Source organism: Pseudomonas citronellolis, assembly GCF_900112375.1.
GTDB classification, from domain to species: Bacteria; Pseudomonadota; Gammaproteobacteria; order Pseudomonadales; family Pseudomonadaceae; genus Pseudomonas; species Pseudomonas citronellolis.
The window spans coordinates 82829-107079 of record NZ_FOLS01000008.1 but is presented as its reverse complement, the minus strand read 5'-3'; the positions used below and the strand labels follow the sequence as shown (position 1 = coordinate 107079).

Annotated in this window: 15 protein-coding genes and 4 pseudogenes; 8 read left to right on the top strand and 11 right to left on the bottom strand. The window is 65.1% G+C overall.

Annotation, left to right across the window (positions count from 1 at the left end):
• Positions 1-8: 8 nt before the first annotated feature.
• Positions 9-1550: an acetolactate synthase large subunit gene (locus tag BM060_RS09740; RefSeq protein ID WP_074979542.1), complete on the bottom strand. Its 1542-nt coding sequence runs from the start codon at positions 1548-1550 to the stop codon at positions 9-11.
• Positions 1551-1873: 323 nt separating this feature from the next.
• On the opposite strand from BM060_RS09740, the gene BM060_RS09735 reads away from it, so the two are divergent.
• Positions 1874-2629: an IclR family transcriptional regulator gene (locus tag BM060_RS09735; protein WP_074979540.1), complete on the top strand. Its 756-nt coding sequence runs from the start codon at positions 1874-1876 to the stop codon at positions 2627-2629.
• Positions 2630-2906: 277 nt separating this feature from the next.
• On the opposite strand, the pseudogene BM060_RS32125 reads toward BM060_RS09735, so the two are convergent.
• Positions 2907-3903, bottom strand: a pseudogene (locus tag BM060_RS32125) (IS1182 family transposase); the annotation flags it as partial.
• Between BM060_RS32125 and BM060_RS09720 the strand changes: the two are divergent.
• Positions 3904-4593 (top strand): TonB-dependent siderophore receptor, encoded by a 690-nt coding sequence (locus tag BM060_RS09720; protein WP_307660728.1) that lies wholly within the window; start codon positions 3904-3906, stop codon positions 4591-4593. It begins immediately after the preceding pseudogene.
• A gap of 134 nt (positions 4594-4727) precedes the next feature.
• Here the strand turns inward: BM060_RS09720 and BM060_RS09715 are convergent, their stop codons facing one another.
• The 4 genes and pseudogenes from BM060_RS09715 to BM060_RS09700 form a co-directional block, all read right to left on the bottom strand.
• Positions 4728-7148, bottom strand: a complete 2421-nt coding sequence (locus BM060_RS09715; protein WP_079385588.1) for a TonB-dependent siderophore receptor — start codon at positions 7146-7148, stop codon at positions 4728-4730.
• Between the two features lie 96 nt (positions 7149-7244).
• The gene (locus BM060_RS09710; RefSeq protein ID WP_074979534.1) at positions 7245-8228 is read right to left on the bottom strand and encodes a FecR domain-containing protein; all 984 of its coding nucleotides are present in this window, start codon (positions 8226-8228) and stop codon (positions 7245-7247) included.
• Positions 8225-8740, bottom strand: coding sequence for a sigma-70 family RNA polymerase sigma factor (locus BM060_RS09705; protein ID WP_074979532.1), 516 nt, complete (start codon positions 8738-8740; stop codon positions 8225-8227). Before BM060_RS09705 ends, BM060_RS09710 begins: the two co-directional genes overlap by 4 nt.
• A gap of 199 nt (positions 8741-8939) precedes the next feature.
• Positions 8940-9566 (bottom strand): annotated as a pseudogene (locus BM060_RS09700) (cyclic peptide export ABC transporter); the annotation flags it as partial.
• Between BM060_RS09700 and BM060_RS09695 the strand changes: the two are divergent.
• The 3 genes and pseudogenes from BM060_RS09695 to BM060_RS09685 all read left to right on the top strand — a co-directional run.
• A pseudogene (locus BM060_RS09695) lies at positions 9557-9942 on the top strand (cation-transporting P-type ATPase); the annotation flags it as partial. The pseudogenes BM060_RS09700 and BM060_RS09695 sit on opposite strands and share 10 nt — an antisense overlap.
• Positions 9943-10475: 533 nt before the next feature.
• On the top strand, positions 10476-11903 hold the full coding sequence (locus BM060_RS09690; protein ID WP_083426753.1) for a spinster family MFS transporter: 1428 nt from the start codon (positions 10476-10478) through the stop codon (positions 11901-11903).
• A 137-nt stretch (positions 11904-12040) separates the two neighbouring features.
• On the top strand, positions 12041-13291 hold the full coding sequence (locus BM060_RS09685) for an OprD family porin (RefSeq protein WP_074979525.1): 1251 nt from the start codon (positions 12041-12043) through the stop codon (positions 13289-13291).
• Positions 13292-13369: 78 nt separating this feature from the next.
• Here BM060_RS09685 and BM060_RS09680 read toward each other — a convergent pair whose 3' ends face one another.
• From BM060_RS09680 to BM060_RS09665, 4 genes are all read right to left on the bottom strand, one after another.
• Positions 13370-14689, bottom strand: a complete 1320-nt coding sequence (locus BM060_RS09680; RefSeq protein ID WP_074979523.1) for an alginate export family protein — start codon at positions 14687-14689, stop codon at positions 13370-13372.
• An 84-nt stretch (positions 14690-14773) separates the two neighbouring features.
• A complete protein-coding gene (locus tag BM060_RS09675; protein ID WP_074979520.1) occupies positions 14774-16123 on the bottom strand; it encodes an aminotransferase class III-fold pyridoxal phosphate-dependent enzyme in 1350 nt (449 codons plus the stop codon).
• An 11-nt stretch (positions 16124-16134) separates the two neighbouring features.
• On the bottom strand, positions 16135-17547 hold the full coding sequence (locus tag BM060_RS09670; RefSeq protein ID WP_074979517.1) for an aldehyde dehydrogenase family protein: 1413 nt from the start codon (positions 17545-17547) through the stop codon (positions 16135-16137).
• A gap of 86 nt (positions 17548-17633) precedes the next feature.
• Positions 17634-19073, bottom strand: a complete 1440-nt coding sequence (locus BM060_RS09665; protein ID WP_370686646.1) for an APC family permease — start codon at positions 19071-19073, stop codon at positions 17634-17636.
• 362 nt (positions 19074-19435) lie between these two features.
• Here BM060_RS09665 and BM060_RS33690 point away from each other — a divergent pair.
• From BM060_RS33690 to BM060_RS09655, 3 genes and pseudogenes are all read left to right on the top strand, one after another.
• Positions 19436-20731, top strand: a pseudogene (locus tag BM060_RS33690) (methyl-accepting chemotaxis protein); the annotation flags it as partial.
• Between the two features lie 102 nt (positions 20732-20833).
• On the top strand, positions 20834-21589 hold the full coding sequence (locus tag BM060_RS33685) for a methyl-accepting chemotaxis protein (RefSeq protein ID WP_371857815.1): 756 nt from the start codon (positions 20834-20836) through the stop codon (positions 21587-21589).
• A 248-nt stretch (positions 21590-21837) separates the two neighbouring features.
• Positions 21838-22896, top strand: a complete 1059-nt coding sequence (locus tag BM060_RS09655) for an extracellular solute-binding protein (protein ID WP_074979509.1) — start codon at positions 21838-21840, stop codon at positions 22894-22896.
• An 18-nt stretch (positions 22897-22914) separates the two neighbouring features.
• Here BM060_RS09655 and BM060_RS09650 read toward each other — a convergent pair whose 3' ends face one another.
• Positions 22915-23931, bottom strand: a complete 1017-nt coding sequence (locus BM060_RS09650) for an AraC family transcriptional regulator (protein WP_074979697.1) — start codon at positions 23929-23931, stop codon at positions 22915-22917.
• Positions 23932-24251: the final 320 nt, after the last annotated feature.

Here is a 24251-nt window from a genome sequence, read left to right as displayed (position 1 = left end):
CGCGCTCCTCAAAGCTCCATCTCGATCAGGCAGGGCCCTGCCGAGGCGGCGGCCTCGGCCAGCGCGCGCTGCAGCTCGGCATTGCTGCGCACGCTGCTGGCCGGTACGCCGTAGCCCTTGGCCAGGGCCTTCCAGTCCACCCGCGGGCGGTCCAGCTCGGTGAGCGCCAGGGCCTGGGGGCCGAGTTCGCTCAGGCCGAAGCGGCGCAACTCGTTCTGCAGGATCGCGTAGCGGTGGTTGGCGGCGATCAGGATCACCACCGGCAACTGCTCCCGGGCGATGCTCCACAAAGTCTGGATGGTGTACTGGGCACTGCCGTCGGACTGCAGGCAGAACACCCGGTTGCCGCGCTCGGCCAACGCCGCGCCGAAGCCCACGGGGATGCCCTGGCCGATGGCGCCGCCGGTGTTGGTCAACACCCGATGGCGCGCCGCGTTGGCCGAAGCGGTGAAGAACGGGTAGCCACAGGTGCCGCCCTCCACCGAGACGATGCAATCCTCCGGCAAGGCCGCGGCAAGCACCCGGCCGACCGACTGCGGTGTCAACCGCTCCTGCGCGGCGGGCAACTCGACGCCCACCGGCGCAGGCACGAAGGCCGGCGCATCGAGCATCCCGGCCAGGGCGGCCAGCGCGCTGCTGACGTCGTCGCCGACCTCGGCCAGGCAGAGCAAGCGGTCGCGTTCGGCCAGCCGGGAGGGAATGCCCTCATAGCCGAAATAGCTGATCGGCTCGGGTATCCCGGCGCAGACCACGACGTCGTACTGGTTGAGGATTTCGATGGCCACCTCGGGGAAGTACGGCAGCCGGTCCAGGTCCGGCAGGCCACCGCCGCGGTAGCTCAGGCGCGGGAAGGTCTCGGCGAACAGGCGCACGCCGGGCAGGCCGGCAAGGCGCCCCGCCGCTTGCAGCCCGGCGACGGACAGCCCTTCATCGCCGACGATGAACACCAGGCGCTTGCCAGCGCGCACCTGGCGCGCAACGGCCTCGACCTTGTCGCTGGCGAAGCGTCGAACCGGCGGCGTCGGCTTGGGGAAAGCGTCGTCGAACACGATGTCGCGCGCCTGCAGGTCCATGGGCAGCACCAGGCTGGCGACCTGGCCGCGCGGCTGCCAGGCGGCCTGCACGGCACAGAGGAAATCCTCGCCGATGCTGGCGGCACGGCGCGAAGTACGCACCCAGCCGGACACGGTCCGCGCCAGGGCCTCGATATCGCTGGCCAGCGGCGGGTCGTAGTTGACGTGCCAGGACGCGTGGTCACCGATGACATTGACGATCGGAGTGTTCGCACGGCGGGCGTTGTGCAGGTTGGCGATGCCGTTGGCAAAGCCGGGACCGAGATGGGTCAGGGTCATCGCCGGCTTGCCTGCAATGCGCCCGTAGCCATCGGCGGCGCCGGTGCATACGCCTTCGAACAGCGAAAGCACCGGTTTCAGCGCAGGCTCCGCGGCCATGGCGGCGACCAGCGGAATCTCCGTGGTTCCAGGATTGGCGAAGCAGTATTCGATCCCGCTGGCCGCGGCGGCCCTGACCAGCAATTCGGCACCATTCATGTTTCTAGCTCTCGACTGGGTTGGTTGCGAGTGATGAGATTTATTGCACAGCAAAAATCAACCAACAATATTTTTTGAGCAAAACTCTCAAAATAAGAGACAAATGAGATTTTTGAGCGCTAATATCAACCAGGAGAACGCAGCCTTTCCCAAGCCACCGATTCCGCAGCGGCAGGGAAAGGAGGCATTCAGGCACGGGCAGTGCTCTTGAAAGCCCATGGCTGCTGCCCAATAGTGCTGCCAGCGAACCCGGCGCCGTCGTCCGCCCGCCATGGACGACGGCCCAGCAGCCCCGGAAGCCCGGGTACCGAGAAAGGAGCGCCATGAGTAGCTTGAGCAAGATGCTGAACGTGCTGGACCTGTTCAGCCCGCAGAACCTGCAACTGGATACGGACACCATCGGCGAGCGCATGGGTTTGTCCCGCGCCACCGTCTACCGCTACGTGAAGGACCTATGCGAGGCGGGCCTGCTCACCCGCGTGAACGCCGGCAGCTATGGCCTGGGCCCGCGGATCATCGAGCTGGACTGGATGATGCGGCAGTACGACCCCATCCTGGTGGCCGGCCGCGAACTGATGCACGGGCTATCGGCGCAGACCGGCCTGGCGGTGTTCGCCAGCGTCTTCTACGACGGGCACATCATCAATACCTACATCACCGAGCCCGACGAGAACTACCGCTTCGCCTTCGGCCGCGGCCACCCGCTGCCGCTGTTCCGCGGCGCGCAGTCCAAGGTGCTGGTAGCCTTCCAGCGCGGGCGCAAGCTGCAGCGGCTGTTCGAGGAGAAAATCTCCAGGGACCCGGGCAATACCTACAGCTGGTCAGAATTCGCCCGCGCCGCCAAGCGCATCCGCAAGGACGGCTACTGCATCACCCACGACGAGCTGAACCGCGGCCTGACAGGCATCGCCGCGCCCATCCTCGGCGCCGACGGCAAGGAGGTGCTGGGCAGCATCTCGGCGGTGGGGACCACCGAAAACTTCAGGCTGCTGCGCCAGGAGACGGTGACCGACATGGTCATCGACACCGCCCGCCGCATCGCCCGCAACATGCTCGAGGCCGACGGCCAAGGTGGCTGAGTGCGGAGTTGCACTTACTTGACCGAGCATTTGCATCGGGCCTGGCCATCACACTGCGTGGCCATGATTGGCAGAGAACGACCCAAGGCAGCCTCGTATGGCAGGCAGCTATCGGCCCAGGCCGTGTAAAAACGCAGCAGGTGATGGATAGCTGGCTTTGGGATTGTTTTAGCGGCGCCCAGAGGCCCTATGGGCTTCTGGCGTGTCGACCCGAGTCATTCAACTGATTTGCCTCCGCGATGCTGTACGATGAGTTCATTGAGCCGCGAAGAGGGTTTCAGGCCCTCATCGCTGCCATCAGCGCACTGCTGCCCAGCAGGCTCAGCATCCGTTTGAAGTTGTAGGCGAGCACATGCAGGCTCATTTCCGTGCTTACCCGGTCGAGCGTTCGGGTGAGGAAATGGGTGGCGCCCATCCAGGCCTTCAGCGTGCCAAATGGATGCTCCACCGTCTGCCGACGGATGCGCATCATCTCCGGTGCCTGATCCAAGCGGGACTGCATATCCTCGAGCACCGCCTCATGTTCCCAGCGACTCACCCGGCGCTCTGAGCTTTGGAGTGCAGCACTCTTTCAATGCGCAGCCTTGGCAATGCGAACTCCAGTAACGGTGCAGCTTCAGACCTTTCTCGACGCTGGAGTAGCGTCAGATCAGGCTTTGCCCTGCCGGGCAGCGGTACTCGTTCTTGGCTGCGTCATAGATGAAATCACCTTTGCCAAAGCGGCCCGCTGCTGTCGCCCCCGAAGTCAGTGTCTTGGGTACGAAAACAGTGATTCCAACCTCCTGGCACGCCAGGATTTCTTCACCTTTGAAATACCCTCTGTCGGCGACCGCTGAGAGTACCTCGACACCCATGGCTGCTCGCGCTTGCTTGGCCATCGAGCTCAATTGGTCTCGATCGACGCCGTCGTTTGTGACCTCGTGGGTCACGATCAGGTGGTGCTTCGCGTCGACCGCTGCCTGCACGTTGTAGCCAACCATTCCGCTGCCACGGGTCTTCATTGAGCGGACATCGGGATCAGTCAGGGAGAGCTGTTTATCCGGTGCTTCGTTGAGCTGAACCTCGATTTCCTTGAGCTCCTGCATCTTGGCTTTCAAGGTCTCGATCTTGTCGCGGAGGCGTTCGGCTTTAACCTGGGCAACGGCAAGCTCCTGACGATCTGCAGTGTCCAGCGCAGTGAGGTAGCGGCTGAGGCTGGACTCGATCTCTTCCATCCGACGTTTCAGCTTGGCACTGGTGAAGTTGCGGTCACGATTGTTGACCGCCTTGAATCGGTGTACGCCAGCTACACCAGCATCTTCCAGCCGCAGAGCTATCGCGACCGCAACGGTTCGCCACTCGATCCGCGCGAAGGCGACAACTATGAGATCGGCCTGAAGAGCGAACTCTTCGATGGCCGCCTGAACACCGCTATCGCCCTGTACATGATCAAGCAGGACAACCTGGCCGAATCCGATCCGGGGCAGACCGTCCCCGGCACCGACGGCGAGACGGCCTATCGCGCCGTCTCCGGCGCCAAGACCAAGGGCTTCGACCTGGAAGCCAGCGGTGAGCTGCTGCCGGGCTGGAATCTGACCGCCAGCTATAGCCACAGCGTCACCAAGGACTCCGATGGCGAGCGTCTGAATACCGTGGCGCCGGCTGAGATGTTCAAGCTGTGGACCACCTATCGTCTGCCCGGCGAGTGGGAAACGCTCACCGTGGGCGGCGGCGCCAATTGGCAGAGCGGCATTCACTTCACCGCCACACCCTGGCAGCTGGGGCAGACGGTGAAGGCCAAGCAGGAGCAGTACACCGTGGTCGATCTGATGGCACGCTACCGCTTCACCGAGCAGGTTTCAGCGACGCTCAACGTCAACAACCTGTTCGACAAGAAGTACCTCAGCGCGCTGGATACCACCTTCTACGGTGGCTACTACGGCGACCCGCGCAACGTGATGCTGACCACCCAGTATCGCTTCTGAGGCAGTGCCGCTCCCCGCAGACGGGCGCTTGCCCGATCTGCGGGGAACAGGCTGAGCCGGGCTGGCAGGTCTCCCCGGCATCGATGGTGCGCGCAAGGCCCGCCAGCGTGGCCAGGTCTTCCAGCGGCAACTGCTCAGAAGTGGTAGTTCAGCGTCGTCATGAGGTTGCGCGGCGCGCCATAGACACTCCAGCTATCGGCGTAGCTGTAGTAGGTGCGGTCGAACAGGTTGTTGACGTTGACTGCGACGTCCAACTGGTTGGTGACCGCGAAGCGAGCCATCACATTGACCAGGGCATAGCTACCTTGCTCGAAGGTATGCAGGTCCTGGCCAATCTTGCTCTGCCAATTCACCCCGCCACCGAGGGTCAGGCGATTCCAGGCGCCAGGCAGGCGGTAGCTGGTGAAGGTCTTCAGGCTGTGCCGCGGGATGTTGGTGACGATGCGCTCATCATCCTGATCACGGCTGACGCTGTAGGCATACCCTGCGGAGGCGTTCCAGCCATCGGCCAGCTCACCGTTCATTTCCAGTTCCAGGCCTTCGGTGGTGGTGCCCTTTTCCGGGTAATAGGTATCGAACTGACCTGCGTATACCGCGAGGTTGTCCTGCTCGATGCGGAACAGCGCGAGGCTGGCGTTCAGGCGTCCATCCAGTGGCGCAGCCTTGATGCCCACTTCGTAGCCTGTACCTTCCTGCGGGTCCAGCGGTTTGCCGTCCAGCCCCTTGATGCCATAGGCCTGCGGGTTAAAGATTTTCGTGTAGCTGGCGTACGCCGACCAGGTGTCGTTCAGGTCATACACCAGCCCGGCATAGGGCAGGAATACGCCATGGCGATTCTCTTCGTTACTGGTGGGCGTGCCCTCGTAAGGAGTGTTGTCGCTGCTGCGTTTCCAGTCGGTGACGCGGCCGCCCAGCAGCAACTTGAGGTCATCGCGCAGGTTCCAGCGGCTGGTGGCGTAGGCGGCGTATTGGTTTTCCTCGATCAGGTTCTTGCCGATCGGGCTGGTGTCCGGTCGCGGTGCCGCGCCGGACCACTGGTGGATGTTGCCGATGCTGCCGTCGTAGCCGGTCCATGGGCCATACCAGCCGCCACGGTCCGGTGTGCTTTCGCGGTAACGCGACAGGGTGATGCCGGCGATCAGCTCGTGCTCGCGGCCGAGCAGGCTGAAGGGGCCGGTGAGGTAGGCGTCCAGGTTGTTTTCCCGCGGTGTTCCGGACCAGCGGTTGGGGTACAGGTAGGCGCCGGCGCCGGTCGCTTGATCGATTTCCCCATTCATGTAGTTGATCAGTTCGTCGAACTCGTACTCGGTGTGGCCAAGTTCCGCCTTGGCGCTCCAGCCATTGTCGAACTGGTGTTCGAGCGAGACGAAGACATTGCTCTTGTTCACGTCGAAGTACGACCAGTCTGGCGAGCTGCTGGCAGAGCGGGAGAAGTCGGTCTTCTGGCCATTGGAGTAGAACGTCTGCAGACCGGTACGCAGAGGCGAGTCGGCCTGGTTCTTCTGCACGCTGAAGCCCGCCGTGAGCAGCGTGGCATCGTCCAGGTCGAACTCGGTGATGGCATAGACGAGCTGGTTGTCCTGCTTGTAGCGATCGACCCAGGAGTTCTGCGTCTTGTAGTCCAGGACCAGGCGCCCGCGCACGTTGCCGGTTTCGGTAAGCGGCCCGGAAACATCCATGCCCAGCCCGTAGCGGTCCCAGCTTCCGGCTTCGGCACTCAGGTTGGTCTGAGCTTCGGCCGTCGGACGCTTGCGAATCATGTTGATAGTGGCCGATGGCGTGCCCAGGCCACTGATCAGGCCGGTGGCGCCGCGCACAATCTCGATGCGGTCATACATCGCCGTGCTTTGCGAAAAATTGCCCAGCCGTGAGGAGCTGGGGACGCCGTCGACTTCGAAGTTGTTGATCTGGAAACCGCGCGACCAGTAAGTGTCGTTCTCGGCGCCGACGCCAACGCGGGATACGGAGATGCCCGTAGTCGCCTCCATGACTTCGGTGAGGTCATTCAGGTTCTGATCCTTGATGCGCTGGTCGGTCATCACCGTGATCGACTGCGGCGTATCGCGCAGCGCCAGGTTGAGGCGTGTGGAGCTACTCGACGAGGCGGTCGTGTATTCGCCGCTGCCTTCGGTGACGGAGCCCGGTGCCTTGCCGGAGATGGTGACCGAGCCCATTTCCAGCGCACCTTCGGCAGCGGGGGCGGAGAAGATGACCCAATGGCCACTGGCGTTTCTTTCGGCGGCCAGACCGCTGCCGCCCAGCAGGTAGTCCAGGCCGTCCTGAATGCCGAATTCGCCTTGCAGGGCAGGTGCTTGCTTGCCCTGCGTCAGGGCGGGGTCGAAGGGCAGGGTGATGCCGGCGACCTGTGCGAATCCGTTGAGGGAGTCTTCCAGCGAGCCGGCGGGCAGGTCGTAGCGGCGCAGATCGGCTTGCTCGGCTTGCACGCCGAAGCTGGGCAACGACGTGGCGGCGGCGCTACCCAGCAGGATGGCGCGCAGGGTGAGTGCGAAGGTGGTGCGACGCGGCACTCGTGGCGGCGAGAAACGAGAGGGCATGGATAACGAGCTCCTTGGCAATGGCAGTATGTTTTCCTGTTTGCCGAAGGACTCGGATAAAGCCGTAATCAGTATTGAGAATTTTTTGCCTCTCTCTCAGCGAGCGGTCACTCGTGTCCACAGCGGGGTAAAGCGCTGAATGCGCAAAAGCATTGAATCGCCGAGAGCATCCAGGGCTTGGTCGATGTGGTCGAGCTGAAACACGCCAGAGACTTCCAGCCCGGCAATCGCTGGATCGCAGCTGAGCCAGCCGTGCCGGTAGCGCGCCAGTTCTGCGAGCAGCTCGGCCAGACGCATGCGTTTGGCGACGAGCTGGCCTTGAATCCAAGCGCTGCTGTTCATGGCAGGGCTCACGACGTTGTGGCTGCCATCGGCGCTGATCAGGTATTCCTCACCCGCCAGCACCCGAATGGGTTGCGATCCGGCGCGATGGATGGCGACGATGCCTCCCTCGACCCGCAGGCGTGTCCCCCGGGCCTCCTCGCGTACTCCGAAGGCAGTGCCGATGGCCTGTAGCTGTGCGTGCCTGCTGTCGACCCAGAGGCTGCGATATCCCTCCGGCGCAGCGATATCCTTGCCGGTGTCGATGAAAATCTCGCCGCGCAGCAACTGGACCGTTCGGCGCTGCTTGGAGAAACGCACATTCACCGCGCTGGAGGTATTGAGCTGCAGGCGAGTGCCATCGCTCAGCAGGAACTGCCGGCGTTCGCCTACGCCGGTGCTGTAATCCGAGGCCCAGTCTGCCGGCGAGTGCTCGCGCAGCCCCCAACCGCCCAGGCCGGTGATCGCCACGCCAAAGCCGAGCATCTTGAGAGCCTGGCGGCGGCCATGGCGTTTGCCCTGCAGGCGCTGCAGGGTGTCTTGCGCGACGCTGCCGGGAGCCTCGGCCAGTCGCCGGAACGCGGATTCGCTGGTCTGTAGCGCCTGCCAGGCGGTTTCATGCAGCGGATGGGCGTGTCGCCACTGTAGGCATGCCGCTTGCGTGTATTCATCGGCGTAGCCCGACTGCAGACGAACCAGCCAGCCAATAGCTTGGTCGAGTACCGCATCGGGCAGATCGTCGGGGGAATTGGCGTTCATCGTTGGGCGAGGAAACAGTGGCGGATGGCGGTCGCCATGTACTTCTCGACTGAGCTGAGGCTGACGCCCAGGCGGATAGCGATCTCTTTGTAACCGAGGCCTTCCAGGCGAGACAGCAGGAAGGCCGTGCGCACCTTGGGCGCCAACCCATCGAGCAGGGCGTCAATATGCGCCAGGGTTTCCAGGAGGATCAGTTGATGCTCCGGGGAGGGCACTTGCGCTTCGGGCAAGTGAGCGATGGCCTCCAGGTACGCCTGCTCGACCCGTTGCCGGCGCAACCGGTCGATCAGCAGGCCCCGGGCGACGACACTCAGCCAGGCGCGGGGCTGTCGGATGTCCTGCAAGGGTGCCGGCTTGCCGAGGATGTGGAGGAAGGTGTCTTGCGCCAGGTCCGCCGCGCCCTCGCTGTGGCGCAGCCGCTTGCGCAGCCAACCCAGCAGCCAGGCATGGTGATCGAGATACAGGACTTGGATATCGACGTGGCGGGTGGCGGAGGCGGGCGGAAATGGCAACGCGAATCCTTGCGTGATAACGACTTGCAGGTGAGAAGTTATCTCATCTTAAAAGAGTTGGTCGGACTACCGCAAGAAAAGTGGCGTTTCGCCAGAATGCTCAGGCGCACCGAGCCGCTTGCCCCTTCAAGCGAAGTCTTCTGGCCAACTGTTGTCGACGGCTTGCACCAAGAGCGGGTGCCAACGAGGGGCTGGTGGATCAGTCGACAACGCGCCCATTGCGCAGCTGGACTAGCTGGTCGGCGTGGTGGAAGAACCGATCATCATGGGACACCACGATAAGGGTCTTTCCCTGGCGCTTCAGGTCCGGCAGTAGTTCCTCGTAGAACACCCGGCGGAAGGTCGGATCCTGGTCCGCCGCCCATTCGTCGAAGAGCATCAGCGGCCGCTGTTCGAGGAAGGCATGTACCAGCGCCAGCCGTTTGCGCTGGCCCGCCGACAGGTCGAGTGTGCTGAACGCGCCGTCGACGATGTCGACCTTGCCCTCCAGCTCCAGCAGCCTGAGGTAATGCCGGGCTCGTTCGAGGAGCGGCGCAGTCTCCGCCAGTAGATCGTCGAACAGGTGGTAGTCGCTGAACACCGCCGAGCACTGCTGCCGATAGTCATCCAGCTGCTCACCGGTGACGGCGTGGCCATTGAGCATCAGCTGCCCGCTGCTGGGTGGATAGAGGCCCAGCAGCAGCTTGACCAGGGTGGTCTTGCCGCTGCCATTCTCGCCGACGATGAACAGCGTCTGGCCCGCCTCCAGGTGCAAGTCCAGCGGGCCGAGGTGGAAGGTCGGCTGGCCAGCGGAGTCGAGGTGCGTATAGCTGACATCGCGCAGTTGTGGTTGGCGATGGCATCAACGACTCACTGGCGCTCAAGGCGGGCGTGGTCGGTGTGGCCATGGGGCAGGGGGCGCCGACATCGCTTTGGCGGCGGCGGATATCGTGTTGATCAATGGCGATCTGCGGCGCCTGGGGACTTGTATTCGCCTGAGTCGCCTGTGTCGGCGCACGCTGCAGATCAACGTCATCATCGGCCTGGGCTGGACACTGGCGATTGTGCTGGCTGCCGCCTTCGGCCTGCTGGGTGCGGCGGGCGCCATGGTGGCGGCACTGCTGCATAACCTCAGCACTTTACTCGTGCTGGCCAATGCCGGGCGGCTGTTGCGTTATGACGAAACGCTTTCCAACCCCAATGAATCGGCCGCGCGAGTTTGATGCAATGTCCAGTGGAGCCCGCTCACTGTGGCCTCCAACTTGCGGCACTCGCGTGTTGCGAGTCTGGCATTACTCACTGGCATCGACCCTCGCCCCTGGTGGTATGACCTCTGTGTACGTCTCCTTCTGGCCGTTCTCTGCCCATCATGGTTACAAGCGCGCTGGTCAACCCGATGCAATCGATAGTCAGAACGCATGAATATAACCGGTCAGGTCGAATGCAAACGGATGTGCAATTCCACACCTGAGGCCCCCCGCCAAAGGTTTCCCCTAGCCGCCTGGGGGAAATTCCCGCCCGGCATGGGAATCGCTCCGATTCATCCCCCATGCCACCTCCCCTAGGCTTCCGGCAACGGAAATCCTCCCGCTAACCTCCTCACCCAATAAATCACAAAAATCTCATAATTTGATTATTTTACTTACTTATATTGAAACAACCGAAGATTCCATGACAAAAATCTCCCACGGCCGTTGACCGGAGGCACCCGCTGCCCTCCGCGACGCCCGGTTACCCGACAAGAACAACGAGCTCGATGTGCTTGGCCATCTGCCTTCACCCCTATCAGGAGCCAGTAACCGTGTCCCCTCTCACCCAGCCCCGGAAAACCCGCTACACCTACGAGTGGTACGTCGTATCGGTGTGCATGGTCGCCTATATCTTCTCTTTCGTGGACCGTCAGATCCTCTCGCTGATGATCGAACCGATCAAAGCCGACCTGCAGATCAGCGACACCCAGTTCAGCCTGCTCAGCGGCATGGCGTTTTCCCTGTTCTACGCCTTCATGGGCATCCCCATCGCCTGCCTGGCCGACCGTTCCTCGCGCGTGCGCATCATCGCCGCCGGCATCGCCTTCTGGAGCCTGGCCACCGCGGCTTGTGGCCTGTCGAAAAACTTCCTGCAGATGTTCCTTGCCCGCATGGGGGTCGGCGTCGGCGAGGCCGCGCTGACGCCCGCGACCTATTCGATGCTCAGCGACATGTTCCCCCGGGAGAAGCTCGGCCGCGCCCTCGGCCTGTATTCCATGGGCGCCTTCCTGGGCGGTGGCCTGGCGTTCCTGGTCGGCGGCTACGTGATCGACCTGCTGCGCGGCGTGCCGAGTATCGAACTCGGGCCGTTGGGCACGGTGCGCTCCTGGCAGCTGACCTTCTTCATCGTCGGCCTGCCCGGGCTGCTGGTCGCCCTGCTGATAGCCCTCAGCGTCCGCGACCCCAGGCGGCCGGCCCAGCCGCTGGCCCAGGGCAAGGCCGCGCTCGGCGACGGCCTGCGCTTCATCGGGCTGCACCGGCGCACCTTCGCCTGCCACTTCATCGGCTTCTCCTTCTTCGCCATGTGCCAGTACGCCCTGCTCAGCTGGACCCCGGCGATGTACATGCGCAAGTTCGGTCTCTCGCCCGTCGAGGCCGGCTACATCCTGGGCACCATACTGCTGGTGCTGAACACCGCGGGCGTGTTCTGCGCGGGCTGGCTGATCGATGTGCTGCAGAAGCGCGGCCACCATGACGGCGCCCTGCTCAGCGCCATGCTCGGCGCCGCCTGCATGCTGCCGCCGGCGCTGGCCGCCGTGCTGGTGGACGACCTGCGCTGGTCCATCGCCCTGCTGGCCCCGGCCATGTTCTTCTGCGCCTTCCCCATCTCGACCTCCGCCGCCGCCATGCAGGTACTCACCCCCAGCCATCTGCGCGCGCAGGTTTCCGCGCTGTTCCTGCTGGTGTCCAACCTGGTCGGGCTTGGCGTGGGCACCACCCTGGTGGCCCTGCTCACCGACCAGTTCTTCAAGGACCCGAAGGCCGTGGGCTCTTCCGTAGCCATCATCGTCACCTTCGCCGCCGTGCTCTGCGTGGGCCTGCTCGGCCGCGGCCGCCGGCACTTCCGCAACAGCCTCCTGCGCCAGTCCGGCGCCGCTGAGCAGGCGCAGGAAAGCCACGGGCAGGCGCTGCCGGCGAACCCCGCCCTGCGCTGACGCCCCCGCACGACCATCACCCATCGATCCGCCGTCCCGCCCGGGGCGGTGGCCGGCGACCTGCGCCCTGCAGCGGCCAGCGCGCCCTCCCCACTTGCCAATGGGCCCGGCCTCGCCGGGCCCGAGGAGAACCGCACATGCAGTTTCGTCATGCCCTTCGCCCCTGCCTCACCCTGTGTGCCGCCAGCGTCCTGGCCCCACTCTGCGCACGGGCCGATTTGCTGGTCGACGGCAACCTGGAAACCACCCTGCGCAACTTTTACATGCTCCGCGACTATCGTCAGGACGACGCGCCGCAGTCCCAGGCCGGCAGTTGGTCGCAGGCGGTCCTGGCCCGCCTGCGCTCCGGCTATACCGAAGGCACCGTCGGCATCGGCCTGGACCTGACCGGTCTTTACGCGCTCAAGCTGGACGGCGGCAGCGGCACCAGCAACGACGGCAGCCTGCCCTACGATCCACGCACGGGCGAGCCTGCCGATGACTTCGGCCGTGCCGGCGCAACGCTGAAGCTGCGCTACTCCCAAAGCACCTTGAAGGTCGGGCTACTGGAGCCGAGGCTGCCGGTGATCTTCCAGGATGACGTCCGCGTGCTGCCCCAGACCTTCCAGGGCGTGCTGCTGGAATCCCAGGAGCTGCAGGGGTTCAAGTTCACCGCCGGGCAACTGTGGAATACCAGTAGCCGGGCCTCCAGCAACCGCGAGTCGTTCTACCTGGCCGGGCACCCGGCGAGCGAAGACAGCAACAAGCTGAACTTCGCCGGGGTGGACGCCAAATGGGGCCCGCGGCTCGCCGCCAGCTACTACTTCGCCAACCTCGAAGACATCTACGACCAGCACTACCTGGGCGGCACCCTCAACCAGCCGCTGGGCCAGGACACGAGCCTGATCGGCACCCTCAGCTATTTCCACAACGGCGAGTCCGGCCGCGCGCTTTCCGGGCGCATAGACAACAGCGCCTACGGCCTGCGCCTGGGCATCCGCCACGCGGGCCACACCCTCTCGGCGAGCTACCAGCGCATGCTCGGCGAAGACATGTTCCCCATGCTGCTGGGCTCCACGCCGCAGCCCTACCTGGTCAACTGGGTCACCAACGGCGGTTTCTTCTGGGCCGGCGAACGCTCCTGGCAACTGCGCTACGACTATGACTTCGCCAGCCTCGGCATGCCGGGCCTGACGCTGATGACCCGCTATACCCGGGGCAGCGACATCCAGCGTGTCGCCGCAGCCGACGGCCATGAATACGAGCGTGACAGCGACATCGGCTACAGCATCCAGAACGGTCCCCTGAAAAACCTCTCCTTCCTGCTGCGCACCTCTACCGTCCGCAGCAGCTACGCCAGCGACTACGACGAAGTCCGCTTCATCACCAGCTACCCGCTGAGTTTCTGAACACCCCGAAAAAAGCGGCCGCCCAGCGAACCGGCGGCCGTTTCACCAAAGGCGGCCCCACGGGCCGGGTTCGCGATGCTAGAACGGCACCGCCACGATCAGCTGGCTATAGACGTTGGTGCCGTTGCCGCCGACCTGGTTGCCGCCGTTGCTCTCGTCCTTGTCCGGACGATAGAGCCCGACCAGCGGCGTGACGATCAGGTGCGGGTTGACTGCCCATTCGACGTACAGGTCCAACTCCCGGGCATCGAGGTTCAGCGCATCGCGCTTGTGCAAGGTGTCGAAGTCGAAGTACAGCACCCCAACGCTCAGGTTCTCCAGCGGCGTGGCCTTCAGGCCCAGGTGCTGGATGGCCGTGTTGCTGTTGAACGGGCCCGCGTAGTTGGAGGCCACTTCCCCCTGGAACCAGGTGCCGTAGCCGGTGCTGAAGCCGTTGAACATCGGGTCCCAGCCCTCGGAATAGCGGCTGTAACGGTAAGTCAGCTTGGGTGACCAGGCGACGTCGGCGAAGGTATAGCCCGCCTCGGCGTACCAGGCCTGCTCGTTGCCGGCGTCCTTGTCCTGCCAGGCGTATTCGAAGGCGAAACTGGCGTTCTCCACGCCGGCGTCGCCCTCGCCGCGCAGGCTGTAGATGTTCATCCCCTCGCGCTGCTTCTGGAAATCGCTGGCCCACTGGTCCACGACATCGATGCCGTGGACCCAGGTCAGGCCCAGGGTGCCCGGCTTGGCGGTGTAGTCCAGGGTGCCCGCGGCCAGTTCGGTCTCGGCCTGGGCGCGGTTGTCGGACTTGAGCCACTGGAGGCTGCCATGCAGGCCATCCTGGCCGCCGATGCGGACCACCGCGGTCCGGTCGAAGGCATGGCGCGCGGCGATGTAGTAGGCGCCGCCCCGGTTCAGCTTGCCGTCGGCCGGCCCGCGCCCCAGGTTGGGACCATCGTCGTTGATGATGAAGCCGCTGCCGAGCTTGACCACTTGCCGGCCGAAGGAAACGTCCAGCCCGTCCTGGCCGAGCGCCGGGAACATCCCGGCGGAGCGCCAGCCCAGGTAGGCGTCCTCGATCTTGGTGGTGCGTTCGGAACCGTCGGTATTGCCTGCGGCATCGCCATCGCCCCAGGTGCCGGAACTGACCAGGCTGAAGGCGCCATAGGCGGTACCGGCGCTCCCCAGCCCCTGGTACGCGCTCAGGCCGTACTTGATGAAGCCTTCCCGCCAGGTGCTGCCGCCGCTCGTACCGTCGTAGTTCTTGCGGCTGTTCAGCCAGCCGTAGACCGCCAGGACGTCGGCATTCAGGTGGGTATCGTCGTCGGCGTACAGCTCCAGGGCGTTGGCCTGGCTGGTGAGACTCAGGGCGAGCGCAAGCCCTCCACCGAGGGTTCGGTAGATGTTTCGATGATGCATGATGCTCCTTCTTCGCCTTGGGAAGGCTGTTGTTGTTTTTCGGTTGGAGCGCGCGCCGGCCCTGCGCAGGCCGGCGCACGAGACTCAGCGACAGGTCTGGAGGGCGGTTTCCAGGGCCGCGGCGATCATTCCCGCCTCGTCGGAGGAGAGCGTCAGCGGCGGCGAAAGGATGATCTTGTTACCCACCGGGCGGACCAGCACCCCTTCCGCCCGGGCGGCGTCGGCGATGCGGGCCGCGTGCCCCGCGGCCGGGTCGAGCGGTTGCCGGGTGCGCTTGTCCGCTACCAGGTCGAGGGCGATCATCAGGCCCTTGCCGCGCACCTCGCCGACCACGTCGAAACGCTCGCTCAGCGGCTGCAGCTTGCCGATCAGCTCAGCCCCCACCTTCGCCGCGTTCCCCGGCAGGTCCTCGGCTTCGACTATGTCCAGCACCGCCAGGGCGGCGGCGCAGGCGGTCGGATGCCCGCTGTAGGTGTAGCCATGCATGATCACGTTGGCGAAGCCGGGGGCGTTCTCGATCGCCTCGGCGATACGCTCGTTGAACACCGTGGCGCCCAGCGGGATGTAGCCGGCGGAAATGCCCTTGGCCAGGCACAGGATGTCCGGCGCCACGCCCCAGCCACGGCTGCCGAGCAGGCAACCGGTGCGGCCGAAGCCGGTGACCACCTCGTCGGCGATCAGCAGGATGCCGTAGCGGTCGCAGACTTCCCGCAGGCGCTTCCAGTAGTTGTCCGGCGGCACTATCACCCCGCCCGCGCCCTGCACCGGCTCGGCGATGAACGCGGCGATGGTGTCCGGGCCCAGGAAGGCGACCTGCTCCTCGAGCTGGCGGATGCAGTGCTCCGTCAGTTGCTCGGGGTCGCGGCAATCCCAGGGGTTGCGGTACAGCCAGGGGGTGTCGAGCAGTTGGCAGCCGGCCAACAGCTGGCCATGGTTGTAGTGGTAGACGCCATTGCCGCCCACGGAAGTGCCGCCGACATGCACGCCGTGGTAGCCGTTGCGCAACGAGAGAAAACGCACGCGGCCGGGTTGGCCGGAGGCGATCCAGTATTGCCGGGCCATCTTCAGGGCCGTTTCCACCGCATCGGAGCCGCCGGAGTTGAACAGCACGCGGGCCATGCGCTCGCGGGCGAACAGCGTGGTAAGACGCTCGGCCAGGTCGAACACCCGGGGATGGGCGATGCCGTCGAAGGTCTGGTAGTAGGCCAGCTCGTCGAGCTGTGCGGCGATGGCGGCCTTCACTTGCGCACGGTTGTGCCCGACGTTGACGTTCCACAGGCCGCCCACGCCATCCAGCAGGCGGTTGCCGTCGATGTCGGTGATGTAGTTGCCGTCGCCGCGGGCGATGACCAGCGTCTTGGCCCGGTTCGCCGGCGCGGACGAGCTCATGGGGTGCCAGAACTTCTTCTCTGCGGTCTTGTATTTTTCGTACATGGCTTCGATTCTCACGGGTTTTTGCGTACGTACAGGAGCTGCTGGGCGGTGTACTCCAGCAGGCCCTCCAGGCCGAACTCGACGCCGAAGCCGGACAGCTTGCAGCCGCCGAAGGGCGTATTCGGTTGAATCTGCGCGTGGCAGTTGACCCAGGCCACGCCGCTTTCCAGGCGCGAGGCGAGCGCCTGCGCCTGTGCCGCGTCCCCCCATACCGAGCCGCCGAGCCCCACGTCGCTGGCATTGGCGCGGCGCAGGACATCCTCGACATCGGTGTAGGCGATCAGCGGCAGCACCGGGCCGAACTGCTCCTCGTCGACCAGGCGCTGGCCATCGGTGACGTCGGCGACTATGGTCGGGGCGAAGAAGAAGCCGGGGCGCTCCAGGCGCTCGCCGCCACACAGCACGCGCGCGCCCTGGGCCCGGGCATCCTCGACCAGCCCGGCGACCAGCTCGAGCTGCTCGAGGTTCTGCACCGGCCCGAAGGTCACGCCGGGTTCGAGCCCGTCGCCGACCACCTGGCGCCCGGCAATCGCCACCAGCGCCTCGGCGAACGCCTGGTACTGGGACTCGTGCACGTAGAGCCGCTTCAGCGCCGCGCAGGTCTGGCCCATGTTGAGGAACGCGGCCTGGAAGATGTCCGCGGCGATCGGCTCGACCGGCGTGCCCGGCAGCACGATGGCGGCATCGTTGCCCCCCAGCTCGAGGGTCAGGCGCTTGAGATTGCCGGCGGCCTCGCGCATGACGCTCTGGCCGGTGGCGGTGGAGCCGGTGAAGACGATCTTGTCGATGCCCGGATGGCGGGCAATCGCACTGCCGAAACCGCGCTCGCCGGTGACGATGTTGATGACGCCCCTGGGCACGTGGCGAGCGATGATCCCGACCAGGCGCAGGGTGCTCAAGGGCGTCAGGCTGGAAGGCTTGCTGACGACGCTGTTGCCCGCCCGCAGGGCCGGCATGATGTGCCACACGGCGATCATGAACGGCCAGTTCCAGGGGGTGATCGAGGCCACCACGCCCAGGGGCTTGCGGTGCAGCTCGACGCGCTGCGCCGGCGTCTCCTCCACCAGCTCCACGGGAATCTCCTGCTCGGCGCTGTAGCGCGTCCAGGCGACGCCGCCCATGACCTCGGAGATGGCCAGCTCCAGCGGCTTGCCCTGCTCCAGGACGATGAGCCTGGCCAGTTCCCCGGCCTCCCGTTCGATGTCGTCGGCAATCCGTCGCAGGCATTCGCGCCGCTCTTCATGGGTGCTCTGCCGCCACTGCCCGAAGGCGCGGCGGGCGGCTTGCACCGCCTGGTCCAGCTGGCCGAGGGAGCCGGCCGGGCATTGGGCGAATGGCGCGCCCGTGGCAGGGTTGGTCACGTCGAAGTGACCGTTCTCGCCCGTTACCCAGGCACCGTCGATGAGCATGCGATAGTCGTACATATGAACCTTCCCTTCGCCCACCGGCGGATCGCTCCGCCCGGTGGCTACTGGTCTTTCGTGGTGGGAGATATCGACGCGGGTCGCGCCTAGAGCTTGTGGCTGCCCAGCGCCTGGAAACGCTCGGGCGAAATCCTGCGCAGGCGCGCCGCCAGCAGCACACCGGCGATCAGCGCCACCGGGATGACGGCGCACAGCGCATAGGACAGGGCCTTGCTGGAACCGGTGAGCACATCGAAATGGATCACCGCGATGGCCAGCACGAACAGCAGCGCCAGGCAGGAGAAAGCCGGCAGGATGCGGCCGCGCAGCAGCCCCAGCGGAATCTCCGGATGGCGCCAGAAGTAGGCGAACACCGCTGCCGAGGTCAGCGCCATGAGCAGGATCAGGCACAGCGTCGCCAGGCTGGAGAACCAGGCGAAGAGCTGCAGGATCGGGTCCGCATCCATGGCGGCGAAGATCAGCACCACCACCGCGGCGATCAGGCTCTGCAGGGCCGAGCCCATGTGCGGGCTCTGGTGGATGCGGTGGGTGGTGCCGAGCATGCGGTGCAGCAGGCCATCGCGGCCGATGGCGTAGAAATAGCGCGCAGCCGAGTTGTGGAACGCCAGCAGCCCGGCGTAGATGCTGACCATGAACAGCACGCGGATCACCTTGGTCAGCTCGGGGCCGACGAAGTGGTCGGACATGCCGTAGATGAAGGTGGTCGGGTCCCCCAGCGCCTGCAGGGTCGCCACGATCTTGTCGGCGCCCACGCCGACCACCATCGACCAGATCGACAGCGTGTAGAAACAACCGATCAGCAATACCGAGGCATAGGTGGCCACCGGAATGCTGCGCTGCGGATCCCGCGCCTCTTCGCCATAGATGGTCGTGGCCTCGAAGCCGATGAAGGCCGCGAAACAGAACAGCAGGCCGATGGAAGGCGTGCCGCTGAAGACATGCTCGGACTTGAAGGAATCCAGGTTCACGCCGGCATCGCCGCCCGACTTCAGAATGGCGAAGTCCAGGGTGAGGATGGCCAGGTATTCCGCGACCACGATGATCGAAAGCACCCGCGCGGAGAGATCGATCTGGCGATAGCCGAGGACCGCGATGCTGGTCATCGCCAGCAGCGAGTAGCACCACCACGGCAGTTCCACGCCGAAGACGCTGGCCATGGTGCCGGCCACCACCCCGCCGAACATGCCGTACAGGCCGACCTGCAGGATGTTGTAGGCGAACATCGCCAGGACGCCCGCGGCGCCACCGGCGAGGCCACCCAGCCCGCGCGAGGAAAACGCATAGAAGCCGCCGGCATTGGTCACATGTCGCGCCATGGAGGTGTAGCCCACCGAGAACGCCAGCAACACCAGCAGCGTCAGCACCAGCAACGCCGGCGTTCCGGCGCCGTTGCCAAGCATGATGCCGATGGGGAAGCCGCCGGCGATGACACTCAGCGGGCTGGCGGCGGAAACCACGAAGAAGATGATGAAACCGACGCCTAGGGCGCCGCGCCTCAGCTCTGTCGAGCTGCTGATCTGGGACATGGGTACGCTCATTTTCTTGACCTTGTTATATGAGGCAGTCGTTAGGAAAACACGGAGAGACTGCAGCGCTCTCACCAACCAACGAACTTCTTGTTCTAGGCCTGCCGACGACCGACGGGTCACTCAGGGCTCACTGGCAAGACTGATGCTAGGCCGACCCTGCACGGGGTGTTATCCCAAATCGGCAGCATCGAATGCCACGCCCCAATGTGGATCACGCCGATAGCTCCTCAGTCCCGGCCTGCCGATTCGGGATAACCCGGTAACAGCCTGCGCCCCTACCATCTCCCCGCGCCGATCTCCCGGACGGGAGCCTCTGTCGCACACCAACAAGAACAACGAATCGACCAATGCGATAAGCGATGATCCAGGCGGACATGGCAGCCCCTCCTCCGCTCCCCGCATCATCGCCCCGCCCAGGAGACCAAGCCATGCCGGTTTTGCGCCTCAGCGCCCAGTGGCGGATCAGCGTGCTCAGCGGATGCTGTTTGCTTGCCGTGGTTGCCAGCCTGCTCGGCGCCACGCTGTACCAGGCCCAGCGCAATGCCAGCCTGCTCGAACGGGAAAGCACCCGCCTGCTCGAAGAGTCCGCACACGCGCATCTGCAGGCGAGCGCCACGCTCCAGGGCCTGCGCGTGGAGCGTTTTCTCGATGAGACCAGGCTCTACGCCGAAGGCTTCGCCAAGCAGCTGCTGCAACTACGGGAACAGGCGCTCGTCGGCCAGCTCCCCAGCGAGGCCCTGCGCCGCCAGATCGTCTCCAGGACCCATGAGGCGCTGCGGGAAAAGCCGCAGCTGCTGGGCATGTACGTGGTCCTGCAAGCCAATGCCCTGGACGACCAGGACTCGCGCTTCGTCGATCAACCCGCTGCGGCAGGCAACGAAACCGGCCGCTTCGCCCTCTACTGGTCGCAGAGCAAACCCGGCCAGCTCGTGCAGGCGGTGCTGAACGAAACCAACATCACCGCCAACCATGCCCCTCCCGGCAGCGAGGCGGAAAACGCCTGGTTCACCTGCCCGTTGCAGAGCGGGCAGGCCTGCGTGGTCGAGCCCTATGCGGTCGAAGTGGAAGGCCGCAAGACGCTGATGAGCAGCATCGCCCTGCCGCTGGTCCAGGACGGCAAGACGCTCGGGGTGGTAGGCATCGACATCAGCCTGTCGACGCTGCAGAAGATGAGCGAAACCCTCAGCGCAAGCCTTTACCAGGGCCAGGGCGAGGTCAGCATCCTCTCCGCGGGCGGCCTTCTGGTCGGGCACAGCAGCGACCCGGAGGGGCTGGGCAAGGCCCTCGCCGCGGATGCCGACAGCACCGAAGCGATCGATATACGACAGCCGCTGCAAGTCCCCGCGGCCCGCCCCTGGACCCTGCAGATACGCGTGCCCCAGGCAGTGCTGCAGGCCCCCGCGCTGCAACTACAGGCACAGCTGAACCGGCAGAACCTGCAGGCGACGTGGATGAGCCTGGGACTGGGCGTCCTCGCCAGCGGCGCGGGCCTGTTGCTGATCTGGTTCGCGGCCCGTGGCGTCACCCGCCCCCTGCTGCAGGTGGCCGACATGCTGGATGCCATCGTCGACGGCGATGGCGACCTCACCCAGCGCCTGCCGAACAGCCGCAGCGATGAAATCGGAAGGCTCGCCAGCGGCTTCAACCGCTTCCTCGACAAACTGCAGCCCATCATCGGCGAGATCCAGAAAGCCGCCTTGCACACCCGCGAAACGGCCGACCGCTCCGCGCTGATAGCCGCACAAGTCAACGACGGCATGCAACGCCAGCATCAGGAAGTGGAGCAAGCGGCCACGGCACTCCACCAGATGAGCGTCAGTTCCCAGGACGTGGCGCACAGTTCGTCCCGCACGGCCCAGGCCGCGACGGCGGCCGAGGAAGCCAGCAGAAAAGGGCTGGTGGTGTTCGGCAAGTCGGCCGACAGCATCGCGGCGCTGGACCGGGGGCTGGAAAGGACCCTGGCGGACGTGCGGGCGCTCGCCCACAGCAGCAGCCAGATCGGGCAGGTCCTCGACGTGATCTGCAGCATCGCCGAGCAGACCAACCTGCTGGCGCTCAACGCCGCCATCGAAGCCGCGCGCGCCGGCGAGCAGGGCCGCGGCTTCGCGGTGGTCGCCGACGAAGTGCGGCAGCTGGCCAGCCACACGCAGAATTCCGTGGGCGAAATCCGCGAGGTCGTGGAAACCCTGCAGCAGCTCAGCGAGCAGGTCACCGGCAGCATGCGGCTCAGCCGGGAGCAGGCGAACCAGAGCGTCGCGCTGGTCGATGAAAGCCACACGGCCCTGCGCACCATTGGCGACGCCGTCGAGGTGATCGACTCGATGTCCCAGCAGATCGCCAGCGCAGCGGTGCAGCAGAGCTCGGCAAGCGAGGAGATCAGCCGTCGCGTGAGCGGCATCAGGGATATCAGCGAAACGCTCATCGCCCAGGTCGAAGAGTCGTCACGCATCGGCCGCTCGCTGCATGACATGGCGAACCAGCAACAGCGCCTGGTGGAGCACTTCAAGACCTAGCTCCCGCTTCGCCGTCTGGACGTGCGCTGCCTGGCCCAGGACGGGGAGCGGAAGACCTGTCCGAGGGTCGATGTGGCGAGTTGAAGTGGCGCACGCCGGTTCATCCTGGCAATCACAAACAACGACTTGTCTGCCAGCGGCAATTCTTCCACGGCAAAAACCGCTTGAATCCGGATCCGGGAACTGGCTGCGGACCAGCCAGGCACCGAGCGACGGAACCTGTCCCCACATCAACGGATGTCATCGCCATGAAGCACCTGGTTTGCCTGCTTGCCCTGCTCGTCTGCACCGCCGCACATGCCGAACAGGTTCTGCGCGTCTACAACTGGAAAGACTATTTCGACCCTGCCGTGCTGGAGGACTTCCACGAGCAGACCGGTATCCGCGTGGACTACCACGCCTTCACCACTACCGACGAGTTGCTGCAGACCATGGCCGGCGGCGACGCCTATGACGTCGTCGTGCCGTCGCACTTCATGCTCAAGCAATTGCTGGCGCAGCACCGGCTGGCGGAAATCGACAGCCAACGGCTCGCGCATTACCAGGAGCTCGACCCCTGGGTGGTCTCCACGCTGGCCGGAATCCCCGGGGCCAACCAGCATACGGTCCCCTACCTGTGGGGCTCCATCGGCTTGCTGGTCAATACGCAGGCCGCGCAGGCCACCTACGGCGCGCCGCTGCCCAACAGCTGGAGCCTGCTGTTCGATGAGCAACAGGCGAGCCGGCTGGCCCGTTGCGGCATCGGCCTGCTGGATGCCGCCGAGGAAACCGCCTCGCTCCTGCTCAACTACCGCGGCCGGAGCCTGTCGAGCAGCAGTGGCCGTCAAATAGAACGCAGCCTGCAGAGCCTGCAGCCGATCGCCAGGCAGTTGCACTCACTGAACAACTGGAGCTACATCGACGATATCGCCGCCGGCAAGCTCTGCCTGACCATGAGCTGGAGCGGGCACGCCATCCGCGCCATGGAAAAGAACCCACAACTGGCCTACCTGATTCCAGACGAAGGCGCCGCGATCTACATCGACACCCTGGCCATACCGGCCAATGCCCCGAACCCGGCGCTGGCCTACCGCTTCATCGACTTCCTGATCGCGCCGCAGAACGCCATCCGCAACGCCCGGGCGACTCGCTTCTACGCCCCTCTTCCCAGCACCTCCCCAGCCATGCAGGCACTGCTGAAGAACGCTCCCGGCCAGGTTCTGAACACCGAACAACGACGCCGCAGCTACCTGCTGGAAACCCTGGCAACGGATCAACGGCAATCGCTGGATGCGGCCTGGCAGCAGATCAAGGCCAGGCGGAACTGACATAAACGCTGCGTGTATTCACACCGCCGTAATGGCCTGGGCACTGCGATAGCGGCCGGGGCTCATGCCGGTCCACTGGCGGAAGGCGCGGTGGAACGCACTGGGCTCCTGGAACCCACAGCGGATCGCTATCTCCGTGATGCTCAGGCTGACATCGTTGAGGTAGTCGAACGCCAGCGCCTTGCGTACCTCATGCTTGAGCACCTGATAGGAAAACCCTTCGCGCTCCAGCTGCCGGCGGAATGCCGATTCGCTCAATGCGAAGCGCATGGCCATCTGTGCCTGCGAAGGCCAGTGCAGCTCGGTGCTGTCCTTGAGATGACGGTAGACCTTTGCGGACAGTCCGGAACGGTTGCGAAAGCGCACCACCACGCCCTCCGGGGCCTGGCGCAGGAACTGCTTGAGCCCGGCGAAGTTGCGCACCACCGGCAGGGCAAGCTGGGCGGCGGCGAACTCCACTTCGGTGCGCGCACAATCGAACTGGATCCAGGGGCCCCAGAGCAAGGGATCGGCGCCATGGGGCGGCCGCGGGTGGCCGAACCGGGTCCGCTCCAGGGTGATGCGCCGCCCCACCAGCCAGCAGGCCACGCCGATGACCATGCTCAGGTAGATTTCCTCGGCGACGCCACGCAGGGTTGCATCTTCGATGCGCACCTGCAGCACGATGGCGGCGCGGTTGCCGCGCAGCTCCAGGTGGGCCCGGATATCCCGCAGGAACAGGTTGAACCCCGCCAGGCATTGGCGCAGCGCCCGCCCCAGGTCGGGTTCGAGCAGCACGCTGCGGCAGATGATGGCGAAGGCCCCGCGTGGCATGCCGCCCGAATCGAAGGCGAAGAATTCATCCCCCAGCTCCTCGGTGAGCGATAGCCACAATCTCGTGACCGCATCGGCCGATATCCGCTGCTGCGGGTTATCCAGCGAGCCCGGATCGATACCGGCCGCGGCCAGCAATTCGCGCACTCGCTGCGGGCGGTCGGCCAATCGGTGCAACGCAGCCTTCACGAAGTACGCCGCCACCGAGTCGCTCTTGCGCAGCCCGCCGGCCCCGGCCTCATCTTTGCTCATCATCGGCTATATCCAAATTCGTCAATGTGCGTTGCGCAATTCCGGCATAGGAGCCCGGCCGCCCTCCCCCCTAGACTTGCGGCCAGCAAGCCAGGAGCCCTTCCCATGCACGTACCCGAGGTCTTCGCCATCAGCGTGGCTCGCGGCCCCTTGCGGCGCGCGGCGGGTACCGCACAGGGTGTTCAGCCGCGCATTCCTAGCATATCCAGGGCTGCCCGCATAAGCCGCAGGGCGGCTTCTCGCACAGCACGGATGGCTGTCCGCCGGCTCTGGCGCAACGCTGCGCGAGC